This is a genomic window from Virgibacillus phasianinus, from assembly GCF_002216775.1.
In the GTDB taxonomy this organism is placed as follows: Bacteria; Bacillota; Bacilli; order Bacillales; family Amphibacillaceae; genus Virgibacillus_F; species Virgibacillus_F phasianinus.
In genome coordinates this window covers 1,461,363-1,485,399 of the sequence record NZ_CP022315.1, presented here as the reverse complement: position 1 = coordinate 1,485,399, position 24,037 = coordinate 1,461,363, and the positions used below count along the sequence as shown (strand labels likewise).

Here is a 24,037-nt window from a genome sequence, read left to right as displayed (position 1 = left end):
TTCTCGTATAATGGGAAGAAACAATTCAGTTTGGAGGACAACCATGGATAAGCAACACTACAATCTAGTAGATCATCTTAAATTTATCATTCCATCTTTACTTGGTATTTTCCTTTTTATGACTCCCGTTCCTTCTGGTGATGGAATGACAATCCCTATTGCAATTATGGCTGACTGGGTACAAGCGCTTCTCGCGGGTTCTCTTTCACTGATTATGATGTGGATTATTCTTATTACTGCTGCGGGCACCGTCATTGTAAAAATTATTGGCGGTGACAAACTTGATCGGACTCCATTTTTTAAGCAATTATTTAATGTTACACCTTTTTGGGCATTTACACGTGTTCTTGCAGCCGTTTTTGCTGTAATGGTTTACTATAAACTTGGTACAGAGGTTATTTACGGTGGAAGCACCGGACAATTATTGTTAGGGGACCTCCTTCATACTTTGTTTGCAGTATTTCTGTTTGCTGGTTTATTTCTCCCATTGTTAATGAACTATGGCCTACTTGATTTATTTGGCACACTGATGACAAAAGTTATGCGCCCTTTATTTCGATTACCAGGCCGTTCATCAGTCGACTCATTGGCTTCCTGGGTAGGTGATGGAACAATAGGTGTATTATTGACAAGTAAACAATATGAGGATGGTTACTATACCAAGCGTGATGCTGCCGTCATTGCGACCACCTTCTCAGTTGTTTCCATAACGTTTACGCTTGTTGTAATCGAACAGGTAGGACTCGGGGATATGTTTGTTTCCTTTTATTTAACGGTACTTGCGGCTGGATTAGTTGCGGCCCTCATTATGCCCCGTATTCCACCGCTATCCAGAAAAGCAAACACATATGTCAATGAAGCAGAAGATGAAATTGATGAATCCGCACCCGAAGGTCACAACATGTTAACGTACGGTTATCAAAAAGCTCTTGAGCAGGCTAAAAAAGAATCCAGTGTTCTGAAATTTTTTAAAGAAGGCGGTCAGAACATTTTGGATATGTGGATGGGTGTTGCCCCTATCGTTATGGCAATCGGTTTGGTTGCTTTAATGATTGCTGAATACACTCCGGTGTTTCAGTGGTTGGGTGTTCCTTTCATTCCATTCCTTGAACTGATGAATATTCCATTTGCTGAAGCAGCATCGCAAACGGTGTTAATTGGTTTTGCTGACATGTTCCTGCCATCAATTATTGCCGAATCAATTGATGCAGAAATTACCCGGTTTATTATTGCAGCCTTATCAGTAACCCAATTAATCTACATGTCAGAGGTTGGCGGCTTGATTCTTGGTTCTAAGATACCGGTAAACTTTCTTGAGTTATTCATTATCTTTGTCATACGTACCATTATCACACTGCCGATTATTACTTTAATTGCTCACTTTTTATTCTAAGCTATTCGTTAGATTCTCATGATACAAAGAGGCTGGGACATAACTAAAATGTTTGACTCAAAAGACGAACGATCACAGGATAGGAAGGTTAGAACGTTACTTAACAATTATATTCGGCGCCCTGCCACCGCAGCGGAAAACAACCAAGCGCATATATGTCACAGTTTATAGACAATTAACGGTCAAGTTTACAAAAATAGTCAAGAAAAATATCCGAACTACTTCAAATTCTAATTAAAGAATTTTTTATCGTAGTTCGGATTTCTTTCTGGTTAAATCACTTTTGTCGCAGCGGCTTTTCTTATCTGAATTTTTGGTCTGTTACTTCTTTTATTTTTTCTGTGTTCAGGGTGGTGTTTTTTGGGATTTCTGTATCAACCGCCTCTTCTTCAGATTCCTTAATTACTAATGTCTCATCATATCCCATTTCACGTGCCGTTGCCTTCATGAACTGATAGAAGCTTTGCTGACTTGCTGATCCAACATGATAAACACCCTTTACATCATTAAAAGCCATTTCTTCAATAACGTTTGTTAAATCCTCGATATGCACAAACGTCCGAATTAAATCGTCCCTAAATTCGATAGGCTTTGTCGACCGTAAATGATAGGATAAGCGATCTGTCCGTTCATCCAGTTTTCCAACTGCATTTTCTCCGTAAATTGGCCCCGCCCGCAGGATGACATAATTGGAGAATTCCCGGTCAATTAACCGTTCCGCTTTAACCTTTCCATTTGTATAGTTGCTAAAGCTGTGGTCATCAGGCAAATTATGCAGTGGATCTTCTTCACTGTATGGTCCATCACCATTTGAAAAAACAAAGTCTGAAGAAATATATACCAGTTTAGTCTGTGGTGTAAGATGTGTCAGTAAATGCATAAGTCCCTGGTCCGTAAGCTTGTGTTCATTTGGTCCACTCATTACCGCCCATACAACCACATCTGGCTTCTCACTTTTGTAAAAGTTAGAGAAGGATTCTGGTTCATTCACATCCAGTTTGTAAAGGTCATCAAATAAAGCAGGTTCATTCAGATACGTACCGGCAACAGTAGCGTCCGGGATATCTTTTAGCCTTTGATAGACAGAAGCACCAACATACCCGCTTGCGCCAAATACACATATTTTCATCTCAATCATCCTCCTGTTCTCTGTTTAATCAAGCTCCAGTTTCCATACGGCGGAGAATGGAGCACTTCTACTTTTTCTGTTACGTATGAAGATTCTCGTTGTGCCTGTTTTTCTTGTTGGATTGATTGAATAAATTCCATACAGTAGTTATTTTCCCTTCAATGACCGGTTGTGAAACCACTTGTATTGGTTTGCTTGATAAAAATAGTACAATAGACCCAGCAATTACAGCTAAACCAACCAAATCCACAGCTCCATTCACTTCGAACAGATCAACATCGCGGAAAAACTGGATGAAAAATCCATGCAGCAGATAAACATAGAGTGTTTGGGTTCCAAGCTTTGTAAGCATATTTTCCTTTACTGGAATCCAGGCCAGGATGCTCATTGCCATTAAAGCGGAAGTTGCATAGACCAGTGTTCTTGCTAATATACCTAATTCCGGCAATCCTAAATCACCATATGACTCGGACGCAAGCAGCCAGCCGGAATTGAACTCAGGTGCAATAAAAATGGCGACAGCTACGATAGCCATTACTGCTAATGACGCCCATTGTACACTTTTTCTTTTTAGGAACATCACATGATCTTTCGTTACCCAATAGCCAATCAGGAAAAACGGAAAGAAAACAAATGTCCGCGATAAACTGAATGTGTGACCTATTTCACCAAAGTAACCAACAACCAGGCCAACTATGACAGATAGAGCAATACTGTATGGCGCTGGTATTTTTTTGAAAAAGTAAAGCAATACATGCCAGCTGAACAAACTGAACAAGAACCATAATGCCCAGTGTGGGGAAAAGACCCCTGTCTGCCAGTCATCGTGACCAAGAATGAAATAGTAACCTGAATAGATAACCTGGAAAATCAAATATGGCAGCAATAGTTTCTTGGCTAAATTCATAATATATTGCTTATCTCCCCGGCCTTTCGCAAAAAATCCTGCCAGGAAAATAAACGCAGGCATGTGGAATGTATATATCCACATATATAATGTGTTAATGCCTTGTGATCCATCCGTAAATGGCTGAATCATATGACCAAATACTACTAAAAAAATAAGTGCAAGTTTCGCATTATCAAAATATGCAGTTCTTCCCATTAAACTCATTCCTTTATGTTAAATATCACAGTGTATGAACAATATACCCTTTTTTAAACATAAATACGTATTAAAATAGCAGATTTCATATGGTTGTTAGAGAAATGTAAATGGAATGAAACAAAGAAACTGCCATGTAATAATATACCTAAACGTTTACCTGCATGCGAAAGCCGCTCTCCATAGGGAAAGCGGCCATTATCTTATCAATCTTTTACAGTGAAGTGTCTTTTTCTATCGCTGTTTCATCATGAAACGTTTTTATATTTAATTTCCCTAAAATGCGAGACGTAAGCGTACCAGATAAAATGGAATCATTCACATTTAGCGCAGTACGTCCCATATCGATTAACGCTTCAATGGAAATAAGAAGCCCGGCCAATGCGACTGGTAAATTCATTGAAGAAAGAACAATTAGCGCCGCAAAGGTTGCTCCGCCACCGACACCTGCTATACCGAATGAACTTATCCCGATGATTAAAACAAGCTGAAGGATAAACCCTGGTGTTAATGGATCAATTCCAACTGTAGGTGCAATCATTACTGCCAGCATCGCGGGATAAATACCTGCACAGCCATTTTGCCCAATTGTTGCACCAAATGATGCTGACATATTGGCAATCCCCTGATCCACGCCAAGTGCATTCTTTTGTGCCTGAATGGTTAACGGAATAGTTCCAGCACTCGAACGGGAGGTAAAAGCAAAACTTAATACCGGTAAAACTTTTTTCACATACAACATTGGATTTAAACCAAATACACCAACCAGCACCAAATGAATAATGAACATGACAAGCAAGGCAACATACGAGGCAATTACAAATTTGCCCAGTTCAATTATCCCGCCGATATCTGTATTCGCTACTGTTGTCGCAATCAGAGCCAGAATTCCAAATGGAGTCAGTCTAAGTATCATTGTAACGATACGCATAACAACCGCATAAATGGCGTTCATGATTTTGGTGAACATTTCCGCATGGACCGGATTTTTTCTACGGACCCCAAGCACAGCAATCCCCACAATGATGGAGAAGATTACTACTGCTATCGTTGACGTTGGCCGATCACCAGTCATATCCTGGAAAATGTTTGAAGGGATAAAGGAAAGAATTTTTTCAGGTGTCGACAGATCCTCTATTTCACTAAGACTCGATTCCAACATTATGCCTCGGTCATTCTCAGCTTGACCTGCGTCAATTTGATCTGCATTCAAATCAAATAGTGCTGCGCTTCCAATCCCGACTAACGCCGCAATCATTGCTGTTGAAACAAGAATTCCGATAATCCATGCTGCCATCTTACCTAGTTCTGATGACTTTTCCAGATTGATTATTGATTGAATAATAGACACCATGACAAGCGGAATTACGATCAACATAAGTAAACGAATATATCCCCTGCCCACCACGTTATACCACTCAGTTGTATCATTTAAAACGTCTGAACCCGCTCCATATGCTGCTTGAAGAATAGCACCAAGGACAATTCCAAGTCCAAGTCCTGTAAATACACGCTTGGTGAATGATACATGTTTCTTTTGCATAATAATTAGGAGAATGATTATCCCAAGCAAAATGGCGATGTTAAGCAAAACATATACTAAACCCACTGACATTACCTCCTTCCATTATTGTCGTCTAGTATATGTCTCGAAAAAGTTATTCTGAACCAATAGACAAGGCATCCGCGAAAAAAATACGCTGACATCTTTAATGTCAGCGTTGGGATTTAACTATTATTTAATTGTTGGCTCCAGCTCAATCTCCACATTACCTTTTAATGCGCGTGATATCATACAGCTTTGTTCTGCTTTTTCTACCAATTTTCTTAGCTTGTCATAATTTTCTTTTGTTGCTTGTTCTGTTAAATATACAACCGGTTTATGGATGATTTTCTTGTAGGTGATTATTCCTTTTGTAACATCCACTTTCCCATCTGATGTTAATGACATTTTTTTCAGTGGAAGTTTCGCACGTTCAATCATTGCTGCCAATGTAATCAAATAACAGGTTGCGGCAGCCCCGAGCAGCATTTCATCCGGATTTGTCCCTACACCAGGACCTTCCATTTCTTTTGGTATGGAAATCTTTGTATTTAAATTGCCTGCCTTAATAGATCCTTCACTATTTCGTCCACCAGGCCAGCTTGCCTGAAGTTCAAAAAGATGTTCTGCCATACTATCACCTCTTTCTTCAGTCATTTTATCGCAATTTCAATGAAAGTTTAAATGTTAGACGCTGTTTCTTGTTAAGAAAGGTGCAGGAAATGCGTGACAAGTTAGGCTATCGTCCAACCGAAATTCATCTCCCCCTACCGTTGGGCTCTGCCCTTCACACGCTTGAAGAGGGAGACTTCTTTCGGAAAGACGTTGCAACACAAACTCCACCAATTCACCTGGTGGAGTTCTTTTACTGGTGGTCCAATATTTCTTTTAAGACACTTGCCTGATTGTATTTTTCTTCTTTCGATGCATACAATATCGTTACATTTTTATTATGCTTCTTCGTAATCTCTTTCAGTTCTTCAAGTGCCTTATGCTGATCACCATCCTCTAATTCTTTCTTATATTTCTGTTTAAATTCATTAAATTTATCCGGATCATGACCAAACCACTTGCGCAAGTCACTTGACGGCCCGACCTCTTTTATCCAGTGGTCAAGCTTGGCATCTTCTTTTGACATTCCTCGCGGCCAGACGCGGTCAACGAGTACACGTATACCATCCGAATCTTCCTGATCTTCATAAATCCGTTTCATCTGTACAGGCATTGTAGAATCCCTCCTAGTACATCATTACCCGATAATCATAAAAATAAGCAATCAACAACATCGCTGATTGCTTATTACTTGAATTAATTGTGTTGAACGACCCGATTTATCAGGTTGTTCATTGCATCTTTTAACGAATCAAGACTCCTTTGGCTTGCTTCTTTTGAATCTTCACAAACGCCATAATAACATTTAATCTTAGGCTCCGTTCCAGAAGGACGCAGGCATACCCAACTATTTTTCTCAAGGATGAATTTCAATGCATTTTCATTTGGCAAATCCATTGTCTCCTGAAGTTCCTGTGCACCGAAACTTGTTCGTTTACCTGTTGCATAGTCTTCCATCTTTTCAACCTTCAGACCAGCTATCTCTTTCAATGGATTCTTGCGGACTTCCTCCATAATCATGGCAATTTTATCGGATCCTTCTTTTCCCTTCAGTGTTAAAGAAGACATTCCTTCCAGGAAATAGCCATGTTTCTCGTAGAGCGCGCCTAATGCCTCAAGCAGCGTTTTTCCTTGCTGCTTCCAAAAGTACGCCATTTCACATGCCATCATGGCTGCCTGAACAGCATCCTTATCACGGGAAAAGCTGCTGATCAAATAGCCATAACTTTCTTCAAAGCCGAAGATAAATGTTTCACCTGTACTATCAAATTGATGGATCTTTTCACCGATATACTTAAAACCTGTTAAGGTATCAATTGTCCTAGCGCCATAATGTGTTGCAATAGCTCTGCCTAACTCCGTTGTTACAATTGTTTTTAAGACCCTTGCGTTTGGAAGCAATGCTTGATCAGTATGTGACAGGATATAATCAAGCAACAGTGACCCGAGCTGATTACCTGTTAACACTTTAAAGGATTGATCCGTATCCCTGACCGCGACACCTAATCGATCTGCATCCGGGTCCGTTCCAATTAAGATATCTCCATCCACTTTGTTCCCTTGTTTAATTGCAAGTGTGAATGCCTGGTGCTCTTCCGGATTAGGTGATTCAACTGTTGAAAATTCCGGATCGGGCTTAGCCTGTTCCTCAACAACATGAACCTGTGGAAACGAAAGCTGGTCCAGTCCCTTTAACACCAAGTCATAGGACGTTCCATGGAGCGGAGTAAAGACGATGGATAAAGCTTTATCCTTTGCAATATCTTTTTCGCCAAGTTTAGATATTTGCTTAAGCTGCTCTAGATAAGCATTGTCGATTTCGCTGCCAATCCAGTTTAACAAGTCCTTTTCCAATAACTCTGTTCGTTCAATAATAGGAACCGTCAATTCACTTTCTGTTTGTTCAATATAAGAAATAATTGATTCCGCTTCGTCTGGTACGATTTGACCGCCTTCTTCATTATATACCTTGAATCCATTGTATTCTGGCGGGTTATGACTTGCAGTTATCATTACACCCGCTACGGCGCCTAAATACCGAACAGCAAATGATAATAGCGGTGTCGGGTGGAGTTCACTGAATACATATGCCTTAATACCGTAGGAACCAAGAACCTTTGCAGTCTCGACAGCAAACTCCTTTGACATGTGACGTGAATCGTAGGAAACAACCACACCACGGTCATTTACGTTTACACAATTCACCTTTAAATAATTCGCAAGACCATTTACAGCCTTTCGTACCGTGTAAATGTTCATTCTGTTAGTGCCTGGTCCAAGCACTCCACGCATACCACCAGTTCCAAATGTAAGCTCCTTATAGAACGCGTCCTCTATTGCAGCCTTATCATCCTTTATTTCCCGTAAATTCTTTTTTAAAGCAGGATCTAAGTTCTGGAACGTATTCCATTTTTCATATGCCTTTTCCCATGTGTTCATGTCGATATATCCCCTATTTCACCGCTGATTATGTATCTTTAGATTTTAGCATAATATTAATTATAATTCTATTTACCTATATAGAACGTTTGCCAATAAGCATATTTGGAAAAAACTATCAGTACTTGAATAATTCTCTTCCTATTATATCCATTTACAGTTAAAATGAAAGATATCTATCCATTTTTAAATCAGAAAGTTGTGATCGGTTTGTTCAAAAAACGATGGTTCCAGACACTCACATTATTCATCATGGTGTTTCTTTTAATTCTATTAATCTCTGTAACGGATTTTATATTTGACCCAATCTTTAAATATATAGGTGCAGTAGCTATCCCAATCGTCGGAGCAGGTGTACTGTTTTATTTAACCAAGCCAATTGTCCGCCTGTTGGATAAATATAAAGTTCATCGTGTGTTTTCGATAATTATTGTATTTTTATTAATCTCGCTAGTCATTTATTTAATTGCAACATATATCGCACCGATTGCTCAAAAGCAATTTGCCAACCTGATCGAAAATATTCCCAAAATGGTCGAAGGTGCACAGGATTTAATCACCTATTGGCAATCGAATCAGGATATGCTTCCGAAGAATTTTGAAGATACATTAAATGATATTACATCTAATCTCCAATCCTACATTGAGGTTGCGATGTCATTTTTATTTGGCTTTATCGGGCAGTTAATTGGTTTTGTCTTTGCCTTGGTACTTGTGCCATTCTTCTTATTCTTTATGCTTAAGGATGGGGAAAAGTTTGTTCCATTTGTTACACAGATCTTTTCAGAAAAAAAGGCTAAAAACCTTAAAAGCCTCCTGCACAAAATAGATGAAACACTAACATCCTATATACAGGGACAGCTTCTTGTCAGCTTTGCAATTGGCGTACTGCTTTTTATCGGCTACCTAATCATTGATTTACATTATGCGCTGACTCTGGCGTTATTCGGAATGTTAATGTGTGTCATTCCATTTATCGGTCCATTTATCGCTGTCGTTCCTGCTGTAATTGTGGGATTTTTCCAAGATCCAATGATGGCAGTATGGGTTGGCGTGGTAATGGTCGTAGCGCAGCAGATTGAAGGCAATCTAATCTCGCCAAATGTGATGGGCCGGGCATTAGCATTGCATCCGCTGACAATCATTACCATCATCCTGGCAGCGGGAAGTATTGCAGGATTCTTAGGTATCTTGTTTGCGGTTCCATTTTATGCAATCGTCAAAACCATTATTGTACACTTTTATCAGACATACGTCCGCTCACAGGAGGATGAAGAAGACGCATTGATTTAAAAGCTACTGTTTAGCAACTATTAGAATCTCTAAAAAGCGCAGGCGCCATGGACACCTGCGTTTTTCTTATTTACGATTAAATTCATATACTACGGACGACCCAACCTGGTAATAGCCAATTTTTTTATAAATGCGATTTGATGTTGGATAATCCTCATCTGTATAAAGACTGCAAAACTGCACCCCATCCTTTAGCAATTTCGTGCTTAGTGCCGCGACCGAGCTAGTCGCATACCCATTGCGTTTATACGCATCAGGCGTAAATACAGCATTGATCGTTGCACCGTTTTTCGTTCTTCTTGACCGATTTACCATGGACACTGGCTTTCCATCAACCATCCATAAATAAACGGATCGGTTTTTAAAAAATTGTGCTGCCAGCTTGTCGGCACCCTGTCTCGTGATTGGTTCATCCGCCTCAACACCAAATTGAATGAGCCAATCACTAATTAGCTGATGATACTGTTCATCTGCCGCCACCAATTCCCCAGAGGCGGGTGGAACTTCATTCACGGCATCCAGTTGATAAACAAGTTGTCTCATATGTATGTTTGAGGTGACATCATGTAAATTTCCCCATTTTTCCACAAAGGGCTTTACTAAATAGTCAGGACCAAGAACTCCCGGTACATTCACCTTTTTATGATGTAAAAATGCTGCAATCTTCCTTGGTACATCTTCTGTTACCGAGTCCAGATCAGGAAAGATCCAATTGTTTGGCGGTGTTTGCATAAAGGCGTAAATAACTTCCCCGTCTTCCACCACATACCCAAAGTTCACATCATTGTAAGGTGCGTCTCCCTCTGCAATCCGATTAAGGATACCCAGCATCAGATTATTGCATGCTTCATTTTTTAATAAAAGCGGCTCTACTAACTCTGTATACGTCCGTACATCCTTTTCAAAATTGATATTCACGATGTTTTTTCCCCCTTTTTCAAGATTATAATATAGTATACACTTATAGTAACGGTTTTTTTATTAGGGAGTGAAATATATGAAGACAAAAGAAATAGAAACAAAACTAATTGAATTAAAAGCAGATTACGCTCGGATAATGGGTGATATGGATAAAGTCGAAGCTGTCGGTAAACGGACCAATATTGAAGAAAATCAGCTTGCTCAATTAGAAAAAGAAATCGCCGACCTTAACAGACAATTGGATGACGCGGAGTAAGATGAAGTAAGATAAAGGTGAAGAAAATGGGGCTGGGACATAACTGAAATGTTTGGCTCAAAGACGAACAATCACAGGATAGACAGTTTAAAACGTTACTTTTAGTCGGATATTAATACACAGTTGATAAAAAACTGCGGCATAACCTTATATGAGTGTTAATCCACCACTGCGGAAAAACACTGCGCTTTGCGTGGGCAGCTGATGAGCCTCCTTGCCCCGGCAAGGGGTAGTCGACGTTGTCCGCATAGGACGGTTTAGTCGGCCCTCATTATTTACGCTCTCCGGGGTCTCATCTAGGCTTCTGCCCCCACCGGACAAGGAATGCTTCTCCGAATAGGCATCGCACGAAGAAAAAGTGCTCTTCTTTTTCAAGGAGTCTCCGTGTTTCCTGCGCTAAATTTGTATTTAGCAACAATTCTATAAAGTTCAACTACTATTATGATGGTTGTTTGGAGCGGAGAACCGATGACTCCTGCGGGAACAGCACGAGTCTTAAGACCCCGCAGGACGGCAGTCCAAGGAGACTCGACACTCGCCCGCGGAAAGCGCAGTATATTCAAGATGCGATGATAGATCCACTTATTTTGTACTATATTTACCTTTTTCAGTGGCCTCGTGGGTTTCTTGAAGAGGCTTAAGCCGTGCCCGCGGAAAGCAACGGTCCGCAGCAGAAAACAACTTGGCGCATACGTCAAAGTTTATGGACAATTCGCAGCAAGGTTTACAAAAACAGCCAAGAAAAAATCCGAACTACTTCAAATTCTAATCAAAGAATTGAATTATAGTTCGGATTTCTCTATGACTGAATCACTTTTGTCTCAGCCTTATTGATTACTATTACGCTGGGTTTCCAGCTTTTCTTGTATTTTCTTATTTTTTTTGTTTGGCGGTGCCAGGCTGACAACAATATCTTCCGCTTCTGGTGTCATTTTCAACTCTTCCGAGTAATAATACATCTTACCAGATGGCTTCAGTACATAGAGTAAAACCGTATCTTCATCTCTCTCACTTAAGTAACGGTTGTAATCATATTGCTCTGTCAGCGTTGTCTGACGAAATACATAGCCATTATTGACTTGATCGGATAAGAAGTCCATCGAGATGTCTTCTTTAAACAATACACGCCCGCCAATTTTATCGACAATGTCATCCGTGCTGTTGTCCTGCATCAGATATGGACTTGATTTATATACGTTAGTCCTGCCGTATTCCGGCATAAATGTTGTACATACCAATGCATTATACGAATGGAATTCTGTTGCAGCAATTAAGTATTCATATGGTGTCGTGTCTAAATGGTATTCTGTTTGTTCTGAGAGCATTTCACCATGATAAAAAGGTATCCCGCCCTCTCGAGTTTTACGAAGCCGCTCCCAGGATGAGTCGACAATAATCACTGGCGCCTTTACTTTCATTAATGATTTAGCTAATTCTACAGTGAAATCATTACTGCCGATAATAATCGTTCCGGGTCTGCCTTCCATTGACAAATGAAGCTTTTTCGCTAACCAGCCAATCGAAAACCCATGTGCTACAACGGTAAAAAATACAAGTCCAAACGTGAGTGTTGTAATAATGGATGCGCCGGCATAACCTGCATCAGCTAAAATGGATGCAAAATAACTGGAAACAGTAAGTGCAACAATTCCACGCGGGGCAATCCATCCGGTTAAGATTTTTTCATTAAGCGATAGATCCGTTCCAATTGTCGATATAAAAATCGATAACGGACGAACAATAAACATCATTAATATTACATATCCAATAATTCGCGGTTGAAATATTTCCAGTAATATTTCTACTTGCAGGGATGCAGTCAGCATAATAAAAATCGCCGAAATAAGCAGCATGGACATGTTTTCCTTAAAGTGCCTCATGTCAGCTACCGAACTGATGCCCATGTTCGCCAAGGTAATTCCCATTGCCGTTACGGCCAGTAAGCCGGTCTCATGCGTAATTTCATCAGCAACGGTAAAACACAGGATGACGACGATAAATACGCCAGGTGATTTTAGATACTCCGGAATGTTCCCCGTTTCAAACATCCAGCCGATGCCGCGTCCGCACGCCCATCCCAAAATCGCCGCAAATATAGATGCTGCAAAAAACATTACCAGGTCAGATCCATCTGGATTTTGTGCGGTAAAAAATGAAATTATCTCAAAGGCAAACACAGCCAATAAGGCTCCGATTGGGTCGACAATAATGCCTTCCCATTTTAAAATTTTTGCCGCCCGTGGTTTTAATTTTGACTGGCGTAATAATGGAAGAATTACTGTTGGGCCCGTTACAATGAACAGTCCCCCAATGACAAAGGCAACTGCCCATGATAATCCTGCAATATAGTGCGCGGTGAGTGAACCTAAAATCCAGGCAATAAACGCACCGAATGTCGTGATACGGAATATCGGTTTTCCAAGTCCACGCAGTTCTTTAAAGCTTAAATTTAAACTTGCCTCAAAAAGAATAATCGCGACCGCTACAGTGATAATCGGTCCATATAAATTTCCAAAGTCTTCTTCGGGATCCATAATACCGAACACTGGCCCTACTAACAGCCCGGCAACCGACATGACAACAATTGCTGGCATCCGATAGCGCCAAGCGAGCCATTGCGATCCTATCCCTAAAAGACCAATAAGCATAATTTCAAATAGAATAGATGGAACCATTTCATACCCCCTCATTAAAGGTCCATTTTTTAATATAAAGTCATTTTAAATGTGTATAGTGCCAATGTAAACAATTTTAATTCATATGTTGATAAAAATTATCAAATACATCGTCACATAACTGTTGAAACTCCACTGTTTCTTATATTGACAAGCTATAAGAAGAATTGTTAGTATTGTTCTTGCTTTGTGTATGATTCAAAAAGTTTCTTCATGTACGATGATTTGTATGATTAACTATCTGACAATATTGAAAATGAACCGGCATTTATACCAATAGTTGTAAGCGGTTGCTATATGATGCCTTTAATTAGTTTATCCAGAAGGAGATAACATCATGAAAAAAGATACATTTATCATTGGATTTATGCTTTTTGCATTATTTTTTGGAGCCGGCAACTTAATATACCCTCCGACACTCGGAATTGATTCAGGTACCTCTTATTGGGCAGCAATTGCTGGATTTGTCATTACTGGTGTAGGTCTACCAATCCTTGCCGTCACAGCAATATCATTTGTGAAAAACGATGCGCGGGAATTGGCTGATAAAGTCCATCCATTATTTGGTCTTATCTTTACCTCTGTTGTTTATTTAGCAATTGGACCGTTTTTCGGTATTCCACGTGCAGCATCCGTTGCCTTTGAAATGGGGATTGAACCGTTTACTGCAAATATATCAACATCTCTTGTTTTATTTATTTTTACGACGGTCTTCTTTATCTTGGTTTACATTGTTAGTTTAAATCCTTCAAAAATGGTGGACCGGATTGGGCAATATTTAACACCAATCCTATTGATTGCCATTATTGCCCTGGCAGTTGGCGGCTTTGTCTTATTGGATAGCCCTATGTCAGAACCGATTGATAAGTATGCTTCTGCACCATTTTTCACTGGCTTTGTTGAGGGATATTTAACAATGGATGCAATTGCTGCATTAGCATTTGGTATCATTGTTGTAAATGCTTTTAAAGATCGCGGCATAACAATAAAGCGTGATTTAGTAAAATCTACATTAAAAGCCGGGGCAATTACTGGCAGTGGATTAATTATCGTCTACGGGTCCATCGGATGGATCGGCGCCAAGATGGCAACTGTAGGGGATTTCAGCAATGGAGGCGATATTCTATCCAGTGCTGCAGAAGTCATGTTCGGCAGTTTTGGTGCACTGCTCTTAGGAGTCATTGTTGCCTTAGCCTGCTTTACAACCTCAGTCGGACTGGTAGTCGCATGTGGACAGTTTTTCTCCAAGATTACAAGCGTCAGTTATAAGTGGGTCATTTTATTAACGACCATTGTAAGCTACCTGATTGCCAATCAGGGTTTAAATACAATCATTAGTTATTCTGTTCCTGTGCTTGTGTTCATTTACCCAATTGCGATAGTACTAATTATTTTAACCTTTATCCAAGGTCTGTTCCATGGCGCGAGAGCTGTTTACCAGGGAGCAATCCTTTTAACAGCAGTGACAAGTTTATACGATGGTTTGGTTGCATACGGTCTCGATTTATCAAGCGTTACACCATTGATGGAAAAACTGCCATTCTTCGAGCTTGGCTTAGGATGGATTGTACCTGCTTTGATTGGTGCAATTATTGGTTTTGCGATAGATAAGATAGCACAGGATTAACCATTTCTTTATATACGAACACCGTCTCTCTTGGAACGGTGTTTTTTTTATGGATTTGGGTAGCGTGCAGTTGCCTATTCTTCTTTTTAGTCGATATCCAGGCTGATTGGTGGTTATATTTCTTGCACTTTAAGAAAACATAAGTATTTATTAGTATTAAAATCCAAGGCACTATGATGTTTTTAAAAAGTATTCACGGGTATATACCCCAATAGGGTATAATAAAATGAAGGAAGTGTTTAAATTGGATTTATTAGAAACGGTGTCGTGGGTCGCAATTGCACTGGGAATTTTGCAGACAGCTATCATTACCATTGATGTGATCAGGCATCCACAAAAGATGATGCCCATTATGAATATCGTGTGGCCGCTTACTGGTCTATACTTTCCTCTTATCGGAATCTGGGCCTATTACAAACTAGGAAAAAGTAGCATGGATGATACGGATCACCACAGACATGAACATATGAACCATGACGGCCATGAACAAATGGAGCATCACGGACATGGTGAAAAGCCCTTTTGGCAAAGTGTTTTTGTATCAACCACGCACTGCAGCAGCGGTTGTTCACTTGGCGATATGATTGGTGTTCCAATTGTTGCGTTAACAGGACTAACAATTGCCGGTACCACTCTCTTAGCTGATTACACAGTTGAGTTTATTTTGGCTTATCTTTTCGGTATCGCCTTTCAATATTATGGCATGGGCTTTAAGAAACATGATGAACCCGGAAAAGCAATAAAAAATGCGATCAAAGCAGATACTTGGTCATTAATTGCTTTTGAAATTGGTATGTTCGGCTGGATGGCTATTGTTCATTATCTGCTTTTTGTCGAGATGCCTGCGCCTACAACACCAGTCTTTTGGTTTATGATGCAGATTGCAATGATGCTTGGATTCCTCACCAGTTACCCAGCGAATTGGATATTGGTGAAAAAGGGCATTAAACATGCGATGTAAGATTTTTGGAGAAAAAAAGAAAACGTCCTCCTCGACAAGAGACGTGTTGGGGGTAAATGGGTAAATGAAAATGGATGATGTTGACTGAAAACCAGCTGGTTAAAAAACTCAGGCAAGCTGAGCTCGGTCCACATTGCCTCCGACTCAGGCCGCAGCATTCCAAACTCGGGAGACAGCTGTTTCTCTCCCGAGTTTGACTTTTCCACTCCCAAGTTCCACCTATTCCCGCCCGAGTTCAATCCTTGTCCAGACTGAATCCCCCCTCCGTATTGCAAAGCGGTTAATAAGAGAAGAGTAATCCTATATCCTAAATTTTCAGCTCTTTTTTTACCTCAGATTATGATAAAATTAGACGTAATGAAGGGGGATCATATGATGATTGCTGAAGCAGAGAAAATCCTACAAACTTATTATGGTTTTCCAGCCTTTCGACCTGGCCAGAAAGAAACCATATCCAATATACTTGAATTAAAAAACACACTGGCTGTCATGCCTACCGGGGGCGGTAAATCGATATGTTATCAAATTCCCGGTTTAACACTTGACGGTGTCGCGATTATTATTTCACCTCTCATTTCGCTAATGAAGGATCAAGTGGATGCATTAAATTCACTTGGTATCGCTGCTACATATATCAATAGTTCATTAACGACAGGCGAACAACAACAGCGTATTCAGGACATCCAGGCAAACCGTTATAAATTCGTTTATGTTGCCCCGGAACGATTTGAATCTTCCTATTTTGTACAACTGGTAAAACGTTTGCCCATTGCATTAGTAGCATTTGATGAGGCACATTGTATCTCACAATGGGGACATGATTTCAGGCCAAGCTACCGCTCGATTGTGCCGAACCTGAAGGCGTTATCCAATATCCCTGTGTATGTAGCATTGACTGCTACCGCGACAGAAGAAGTGATAACCGACATTCAAAATTTGCTCCATGTTGATCATGAACATGTTATTAATACAGGGTTTGAGCGTGACAACCTGGCATTTCATATTGTCAAAGGAAAGGACAAGCAGAGCTATGTCAGATCCTTTCTTGCTGAACGAAAAAATGAATCAGGAATTATTTATACAGCAACACGTAAACAGGCTGATACGTTATTTGATCAACTAACTGCAAAGGGATATTCCGTGGCAAAATATCATGCCGGATTGTCGGAGGACGAACGTAAAAAAGCGCAGGCAGCATTTATACAGGATGAGATTCAAGTTATGATTGCAACGAATGCATTTGGGATGGGGATTGATAAATCAAATGTCCGCTACGTTATTCATTATGCAATGCCGATGACCATCGAATCGTATTATCAGGAAGCCGGACGCGCTGGACGGGATGGCGAGCCAAGTGACTGTATTTTATTGTTTTCCCCGCAGGATATCCAATTACAGAAGTTTTTAATTGAGCAATCGTTAATGGATGACGAGGCAAAGCGGGCGGAATACCGAAAGCTGCAAGCCATGATCAACTATTGCCATACGCATAGCTGTCTAACTTCCTTTATTCTGGAATATTTTAATGACACACATGGTAAAAAGTCATGCGGTCGTTGCAGCAATTGCGTAAACCGGACCGATCGGACTGATATGACAAAAGAGGCACAAATGATTCTTTCGTGCGTGAAACGAATGGGTGAACGGTTTGGTGTAAGCATGACCGCAAAAGTCCTTAAAGGATCTAGAGATAAAAAAATAAAAGACTTTAAACTGCATCTTATATCCACTTACGGAATCTTGTCCAACTATACCGAAAAGGCATTAACTGAATGGATCCACTTTTTAATTGCGGAAAAACTGCTTGCAACGGAAGAAGGACGCTATCCCACTCTACGATTAAATCAGGGATCGGTTGATGTTTTGATGGGAAAACAGACAGTTTGGATGTATTCAACTGTGATTCCAACTAGTGAAAGCGCCGATTATCGGGAAGATCTTTTTGAAGAGTTACGACAACTTCGTAAACAAATTGCAGATGAGCAAAGTGTGCCTCCTTATGTACTGTTTTCTGATGCAACATTAAAAGAATTAAGTCGCTATTTCCCGGATTCAAAAGACGATATGTTAACGATTAAGGGAATTGGCGAGAAAAAGTATGAACAGTACGGCGAAGCCTTTTTAGCAGTTATTCAGGCATGGCGCGAGCGGAATCCTGATGTCAAAACGAAGGTAAGAATTGCTGACAGCGCACCAGCTCAGCCCAAGCCGAAAACAACGGATGAGCCTAGCTATCTTATTAGCTATCAAATGTTCCAGCGCGGCAAATCTATTAAAGACATATCCGTTATAAGGGGTATGTCGCAGCAGACAATTGAGGGACATATTTTTAAAGCAACGAAACAGGGGTACCCTATTGCCTGGGGAATCTTTTTTACGGATGAAGAAGAAAGGAATGTCTTAGAAATTCGTAATGAAATTGACGAGCCAAAACTGAAACCATTAAAGGATATGCTCCCGGAAGGTTATAGTTACACAAAAATCAAAGCGGTTTTGGTAAAAAATGAATATATGTGAGTCGGTGCGCCTCCTTGTGGGGTGCATTTTTTGTAATGCAAAAGCCGCCCCCTATAGCCAAGGGGCGGCACAAAAATACTTTAATTCAATTCAAATGCCCATGTACCATTGCGGAACACTGCTTCTGTTGTTCCGTCCGGCAGAACACCATCGATATCAAGGTTTTCGGATCCAATCATAAAATCGACATGTGTCAGGCTGTCATTCACTCCGTGTTCATCAAGCTGATCATCATCCATATCTGCACCGCCCTCCAGATTGGTTGGATATGCTTTCCCAAGTGCAATATGGCAGGACGCATTTTCATCGAATAATGTGTTATAAAATAGCAATCCCGATTGGGAAATTGGTGAATCATTCGGCACCAATGCAACCTCACCAAGACGCCTTGCACCGTCGTCGGTATCCAGTAAGTGCCTAAGCGTATCTTCACCCTGTTCGGCTGTAAAATCGACTACTTTGCCGTCTTTGAATGTCAATGTGAAATTATCAATGAGGCTCCCACCGTAATTTAATGGCATAGTACTTGATACTGTACCATTCACACCATATTTATGCGGCAGGGAGAACACTTCTTCTGTCGGCATATTTGGATTAAATGTGGTACCTTTGGCAGAGTCAGCGGAACCGCCTTTCCAAATATGTCCGTCAGGTAAGTCCAGTTCAAGGTCAGTTCCCGGTGCTTTGTAAATTAGCTTTTTATATTTTTTCTTATTCATCACTTCCTGGGCTGTTTGCAATGTTGCATTATGCTCATCCCATGCTGCAATTGGGTCTTCTTTGTCGACACGAACTGTTTTAATAATAGCGTCCCACAGGCTTTCGATTGCATCCTCTTTTGATTGATCAGGAAAGACCTTCTGTGCCCAATCGCCAGTTGGAATAGCGATAACAGACCACGGAATCAGATCATTCATCATGTACTTTGCGTAGTTAGCCATGGCTTCGGCTGCTGCTTTGTTTGCTTTGGCAACACGTGCAGAATCAATATCCTTTAATAGATCAGGATTTGTCGAATCAATCGATAGTACTGCTGCACCATCCTCCGCGTAAGTTTCAGCTAACTTGACTCGCCATTCTGGAAAGTTCGTCAGCACCTCATCTGGTGCATTTTCATATTTTAGCAGAGCCAGCTCATCGTCAGCCCAGTTAATATGTACATCTTTCGCACCCATTTCATATGCTTTCTGCGCTATCATTTTAGCAAATTCTGCCCCTTCAATTGGTGCGCTGACAACCAGTGCCTGCTTTGGCTGTAGATTTACTCCCTTTCGTAATGCGAGTTCTGCATACTTTTCCTGCGTTTTTTTGCTAACCATCAAGTGACCCCCTATATTTATAATAATCTTTCTTAAACATAACCCTGTCCCCTCCGTCTTCCACAGGAGGGAACAGTTCGTCCAAATCTACTAGTTAATCTCAAATGCCCATGTGCCATTACGAAATACCGCTTCTGTTGTTCCGTCGGGCAGGACGCCATCGATATCAAGGTTTTCAGATCCAATCATGAAGTCTACGTGTGTCAGGCTATCGTTCACGCCATGTTTATCAAGTTCCTCATTATTCATATCCGCTCCGCCTTTTAAATTGGTAGGATAAGCTTTTCCAAGTGCAATATGACAGGATGCATTTTCATCGAATAATGTATTGTAAAAAATCAAGCCTGATTGTGATACAGGTGATTCATGTGGAACTAACGCAACTTCACCAAGACGTCTAGCACCTTCATCGGTATCAAGCAGATGCTTTAATGTTTCTTCACCTTGTTCCGCTTTGAAATCAACTACTTTGCCATCTTTAAATGTCAACGAGAAATTGTCGATGAGGCTTCCGCCATAATTTAATGGTTTTGTACTTGAAACTGTCCCATTCACACCGTATTTATGCGGCATGGAAAATACCTCTTCAGTTGGCATATTTGGGTTAAATGTGATGCCCTTTGCGGAATCAGCTGATCCGCCCTTCCAAATATGTCCTTCAGGCAATTCCAATTCAAGGTCGGTGCCAGGAGCCTTATAAACCAGTTTTTTATAATTCTTTTTATTCATCAGCTCACGCGCCGTTTTAAGTGTTGCATTATGATCTTCCCATGCCGCAATTGGATCATCTTGATCGACACGGACAATTTTAACGATTGCGTCCCAAAGACTTTCAATTGCGTCATCCTTTGATTTATCTGGGAATATTTTCTGTGCCCAGTCTCCAGTTGGAATGGAAATAATTGACCAGGTAATCAGGTCATTCATCGTATACTTACGGAAATTTTTCATAGCCTGCGCTGCAGCTTTATTTGCTTTTGCAACACGTCCTGAATCAATATCTTTCAATAAATCCGGGTTTGTTGAGCGAATGGACAACACTGCTGCGCCGTCTTCCGCATACATATCATGCAATTTAACCCGCCATTCGGGAAAATCAGCGATTACTTCGTCTGGTGCATTTTCATATTTTAAAAGTGTTAGCTCATCGTCGACCCAATTAATATGTACATCTTTTGCTCCCATTTCATATGCTTTACGAACAACGATTTTAGTAAAATCGGCTCCTTCAATTGGCGCATTAATCATAAGTGCTTGGTTTTTTTGTAAGTTAACTCCTGTTTGCAATGCAAGTTCTGCATACTTTTCCTTTGTCTTTTGATTGACCATTCTAGACCCTCCGTAGATATCATATATTTCGTATACCGTTATTATTTCATAAATCGTCCGAAATTACCAAAATTAATTGTTTTAATTATGAGAAAATGTCTAGGGTAAATGTAGGATTTACATTTATCAAATAATGCTGTAATCAATTTACGCGGCTGATGGAATATGTTATACTGTTATTAAGTTACTTTTCGTAAGTCAACTACCTTCTTTCGGAGGGTCGTTACCGTAAAAAACTATAATCAAATCGAATATATAAACCACTATAAATGAGGTGATCTTCATGGAAGATTTATGTCCGCGATTTGAAAATGCTATGCAGCTTGTCAGCAAACGTTGGGTCGGCCTTATTTTGTTCGAACTATTAAAAGGAAAAAAACGTTTTTCTGAAATGGAAGCAGACTTACCTATTAGTGGGAGATTGCTGTCTGATCGGTTAAAAATGCTTGAGCAGGAAGAAATTGTCGAGCGTAATATTTACTCTGAGTTTCCTGTTCGAATCGAGTATTCACTGTCTAAAAAGGGTATGGCGCTTGAGCCGGTAATACAGGAAATTCAACGCTGGGCTGAAAACTGGGTAACATTAGAAAACCAGGATGAAACAAAAGTAAAATAAAAAATAGGCTGTCGCTTGTGCAACAGCCTATTTTTTATGCTTATAGGGGGACAGTCCCCCACCGCTCTACCGCGTTAGTGTGGCGGGGGACTGTCCCCATTTTATATCCTCTTCCCCAACATAAACTGAAGCATGACATTTGCTGCCACTCTGCTTGTCATATTTCTGATGTCTATTGTTGGGTCTATTTCGACGATATCCATTGCTTTGACTTTTTCGTGCTGTGCAGCGTAATGTACCGCTGTCAATAGGGTGTTGCTGTCCATTCCGCCTGGCCCAATTGCTGGGCAGCCTGGTGCAAATGCCTGGTCCAGGACATCCATATCGACCGAAAGATAAATGACATCCACCCGGTCCGAAAGCTTCGCCAATTCGCGTTCCAAAACTTTTTCAATCAACTCGCGGGCAAGGTCCTGCATCGTATACACAACAACACCTTTTTCCTTTGCATAATCAGCATAGGCTGCGGCGTTAGTAAAATCACGAATGCCCAGTTGAATTAAGTTTTCCCCATCAAGGATCCCATCTTCAATCAACCTTCTAAACGGTGTACCATTCGTTGGACCACCATCTTCCACATTACGTAAATCATGATGCGCATCAAATTGGATAACGCCAACAGATGGGTTTTTTTCCGAAAAAGCCTTGATTGATGAATGGCTGATCGCATGATCACCGCCTAGGACCATCCAAAACGGTGCCGCTTCTGTTGCATAGATATCAGAGAGCCCTTCATATAGTCGTTGCTGATTTCCAATTACATCTGTTGGATCCATGTTAACATCGCCGAAATCGATAATTGTATCGCCAAAGTCTATACCTGTACCCCCGGAAAAGGTTGTGTAGCTTTGCAGTGCTGAGCGAATAGCAGACGGGGCGAAGGACGCCCCTGAATGGCTGATCGATGATTTGGAAAAAGGCGCTCCAGCAATCGCAAACGCTGCTGTCTTCCCATCTTCCCACGGTGTCAGCAGTTCTTTCACCTTTGTTGTGTAACGATCCTTGAAAATTGCCGTTCCAGCTGGCTTTACGTGTCGCAATTCCGTCATCGTATCGCCTGCCTCTCATATAGGACAGATCCGTTTTTCACGACTGTATTAACATGGTTCACCCCGTAGTGATATGGGATATACATGTAGTTAGGAGCATCCCAAAGAACAATATCTGCCTTTCTTCCTATAGCAATAGTGCCCGCTTCAGCACCGCGGCCAATCGCATGCGCGGCATTAACCGTAACTGCATGCCAGATTTCCTCCGGTGACAGCTTGAGTTTCAATGCCGCAATGGACATAATGAGCTGTAAATTTTCTGTCACCGAACTTCCCGGGTTAAAGTCCGTCGAAATAGAAATGGCAGCACCCGCATCCACCATCTTACGGGCTGGTGAATACGTATCTTTTCCAAGATAAAAACTTGTGCCAGGCAAAATAACGCCAATCGTATCAGATGCTGCTAACTGCTTAATCCCCTCGTCAGATGCAACTGCTAAGTGGTCACCGCTGATTGCACCTACTTCCACAGCAAGCTCTGTGCCGCCAAGTGGGTCTATCTCATCTGCATGAATTTTAACATCGAATCCCTTTTCCTTTGCTGCCAAAAGATATTTTCTCGACTGTTCAACCGAAAATACACCTGTTTCGGTAAATATATCAACGAATTCAGCAAGATCCTTTTCTTTAATTTCATCAAACATTTCAGCCATAACAGCAAGGAATGCCTCCGGGTCCTCTTTATATTCTGGAGGAATGGCATGGGCACCTAAAAAAGTTGAAACAATATCCAGTGGATGCTGGTTGCCTGCTTCTTTTGCTACTTCAAGCTGCTTTAGTTCGGTTTCTTTATCCAAACCATAGCCGCTTTTCGCCTCTACAGTAGTAATACCATGCATCGCCATCCGGTCCAGATGGAATAAGGCTTTTTCTAATAAATCGTCATAGGAAGCATCCCGCGTCGAATTAACAGTTGATAAAATACCGCCACCTTGTTTCAGGATTTCAAGATATGGTACACCTTGCTGCTTTAAAGCCATCTCTTTCTCACGGGAGCCACCAAAAACTAAATGTGTATGTGGCTCAACTAACCCCGGAGTGACCAGCTTTCCATCTGCATCTACAGTACGATCAGCCTGAAATTCTGTCGCCTCTTCAGCTGAGCCAATCCATTCTACTTTGCCGTTATGAACTGCAACCGCTGCACCTTCTATTACGGTAAGGTTGTTCATATCACGTCCCTTGACAGGTCCCTTTTTATCCATCGTAAGTAATTGTCCGATATTGGTAATTAGTAAATCAACGTGCATGAT

Annotated in this window: 19 protein-coding genes; 7 read left to right on the top strand and 12 right to left on the bottom strand. The window is 40.8% G+C overall.

Annotated elements, in window-relative coordinates:
* Nucleotides 1-43: 43 nt before the first annotated feature.
* Entirely contained in the window at nucleotides 44-1,393 is a 1,350-nt protein-coding gene (locus CFK37_RS07550) for a YjiH family protein (protein ID WP_089061284.1), read from the top strand.
* A gap of 301 nt (nucleotides 1,394-1,694) precedes the next feature.
* On the opposite strand, the gene CFK37_RS07545 is transcribed toward CFK37_RS07550, so the two are convergent.
* From CFK37_RS07545 to CFK37_RS07520, 6 genes are all read right to left on the bottom strand, one after another.
* Nucleotides 1,695-2,522, bottom strand: a complete 828-nt coding sequence (locus CFK37_RS07545; protein ID WP_089061283.1) for a sugar nucleotide-binding protein — start codon at nucleotides 2,520-2,522, stop codon at nucleotides 1,695-1,697.
* A 79-nt stretch (nucleotides 2,523-2,601) separates the two neighbouring features.
* Nucleotides 2,602-3,627 (bottom strand): acyltransferase family protein, encoded by a 1,026-nt coding sequence (locus CFK37_RS07540; protein WP_089061282.1) that lies wholly within the window; start codon nucleotides 3,625-3,627, stop codon nucleotides 2,602-2,604.
* 214 nt (nucleotides 3,628-3,841) lie between these two features.
* Nucleotides 3,842-5,236, bottom strand: coding sequence for an L-cystine transporter (locus CFK37_RS07535; protein WP_089061281.1), 1,395 nt, complete (start codon nucleotides 5,234-5,236; stop codon nucleotides 3,842-3,844).
* Between the two features lie 126 nt (nucleotides 5,237-5,362).
* Entirely contained in the window at nucleotides 5,363-5,803 is a 441-nt protein-coding gene (locus CFK37_RS07530) for an OsmC family protein (protein ID WP_089061280.1), read from the bottom strand.
* Nucleotides 5,804-6,035: 232 nt separating this feature from the next.
* Entirely contained in the window at nucleotides 6,036-6,395 is a 360-nt protein-coding gene (locus CFK37_RS07525; protein WP_089061279.1) for a DUF488 domain-containing protein, read from the bottom strand.
* 83 nt (nucleotides 6,396-6,478) lie between these two features.
* Nucleotides 6,479-8,221 carry a phospho-sugar mutase gene (locus CFK37_RS07520; RefSeq protein WP_089061278.1) on the bottom strand — a complete coding sequence of 581 codons (1,743 nt, stop codon included), beginning with the start codon at nucleotides 8,219-8,221 and terminating at the stop codon, nucleotides 6,479-6,481.
* 201 nt (nucleotides 8,222-8,422) lie between these two features.
* On the opposite strand from CFK37_RS07520, the gene CFK37_RS07515 reads away from it, so the two are divergent.
* Nucleotides 8,423-9,514 carry an AI-2E family transporter gene (locus CFK37_RS07515; protein ID WP_425445373.1) on the top strand — a complete coding sequence of 364 codons (1,092 nt, stop codon included), beginning with the start codon at nucleotides 8,423-8,425 and terminating at the stop codon, nucleotides 9,512-9,514.
* A 66-nt stretch (nucleotides 9,515-9,580) separates the two neighbouring features.
* Here CFK37_RS07515 and CFK37_RS07510 read toward each other — a convergent pair whose 3' ends face one another.
* Nucleotides 9,581-10,432 carry a GNAT family N-acetyltransferase gene (locus CFK37_RS07510; RefSeq protein WP_089061277.1) on the bottom strand — a complete coding sequence of 284 codons (852 nt, stop codon included), beginning with the start codon at nucleotides 10,430-10,432 and terminating at the stop codon, nucleotides 9,581-9,583.
* A 79-nt stretch (nucleotides 10,433-10,511) separates the two neighbouring features.
* On the opposite strand from CFK37_RS07510, the gene CFK37_RS07505 reads away from it, so the two are divergent.
* Entirely contained in the window at nucleotides 10,512-10,691 is a 180-nt protein-coding gene (locus CFK37_RS07505) for an SE1832 family protein (protein ID WP_089061276.1), read from the top strand.
* Nucleotides 10,692-11,518: 827 nt separating this feature from the next.
* Here CFK37_RS07505 and CFK37_RS07500 read toward each other — a convergent pair.
* A complete protein-coding gene (locus CFK37_RS07500; protein ID WP_089061275.1) occupies nucleotides 11,519-13,366 on the bottom strand; it encodes a cation:proton antiporter in 1,848 nt (615 codons plus the stop codon).
* A gap of 334 nt (nucleotides 13,367-13,700) precedes the next feature.
* Here CFK37_RS07500 and brnQ point away from each other — a divergent pair, with 334 nt between their 5' ends.
* The 3 genes from brnQ (at nucleotide 13,701) to recQ (ending at nucleotide 18,471) form a co-directional block, all read left to right on the top strand.
* Nucleotides 13,701-14,993, top strand: a complete 1,293-nt coding sequence (gene brnQ / locus CFK37_RS07495) for a branched-chain amino acid transport system II carrier protein (protein WP_089061274.1) — start codon at nucleotides 13,701-13,703, stop codon at nucleotides 14,991-14,993.
* Nucleotides 14,994-15,219: 226 nt separating this feature from the next.
* A complete protein-coding gene (locus CFK37_RS07490; protein WP_089061273.1) occupies nucleotides 15,220-15,954 on the top strand; it encodes a DUF4396 domain-containing protein in 735 nt (244 codons plus the stop codon).
* 375 nt (nucleotides 15,955-16,329) lie between these two features.
* Entirely contained in the window at nucleotides 16,330-18,471 is a 2,142-nt protein-coding gene (gene recQ, locus CFK37_RS07485; RefSeq protein ID WP_089061272.1) for a DNA helicase RecQ, read from the top strand.
* 80 nt (nucleotides 18,472-18,551) lie between these two features.
* On the opposite strand, the gene CFK37_RS07480 is transcribed toward recQ, so the two are convergent.
* Together CFK37_RS07480 and CFK37_RS07475 are read right to left on the bottom strand one after the other, a co-directional pair.
* Nucleotides 18,552-19,790 (bottom strand): aminopeptidase, encoded by a 1,239-nt coding sequence (locus CFK37_RS07480; RefSeq protein ID WP_089061271.1) that lies wholly within the window; start codon nucleotides 19,788-19,790, stop codon nucleotides 18,552-18,554.
* Between the two features lie 90 nt (nucleotides 19,791-19,880).
* Nucleotides 19,881-21,119: an aminopeptidase gene (locus tag CFK37_RS07475; protein WP_089061270.1), complete on the bottom strand. Its 1,239-nt coding sequence runs from the start codon at nucleotides 21,117-21,119 to the stop codon at nucleotides 19,881-19,883.
* Nucleotides 21,120-21,402: 283 nt separating this feature from the next.
* Here CFK37_RS07475 and CFK37_RS07470 point away from each other — a divergent pair, with 283 nt between their 5' ends.
* The gene (locus tag CFK37_RS07470; RefSeq protein ID WP_089061269.1) at nucleotides 21,403-21,735 is read left to right on the top strand and encodes a winged helix-turn-helix transcriptional regulator; all 333 of its coding nucleotides are present in this window, start codon (nucleotides 21,403-21,405) and stop codon (nucleotides 21,733-21,735) included.
* Nucleotides 21,736-21,836: 101 nt separating this feature from the next.
* Here CFK37_RS07470 and hutG read toward each other — a convergent pair whose 3' ends face one another.
* The gene (gene hutG / locus CFK37_RS07465) at nucleotides 21,837-22,784 is read right to left on the bottom strand and encodes a formimidoylglutamase (RefSeq protein WP_089061268.1); all 948 of its coding nucleotides are present in this window, start codon (nucleotides 22,782-22,784) and stop codon (nucleotides 21,837-21,839) included.
* A complete protein-coding gene (hutI, locus tag CFK37_RS07460; RefSeq protein ID WP_089061267.1) occupies nucleotides 22,781-24,034 on the bottom strand; it encodes an imidazolonepropionase in 1,254 nt (417 codons plus the stop codon). Before hutI ends, hutG begins: the two co-directional genes overlap by 4 nt.
* Between the last annotated feature and the right edge of the window lie 3 nt (nucleotides 24,035-24,037).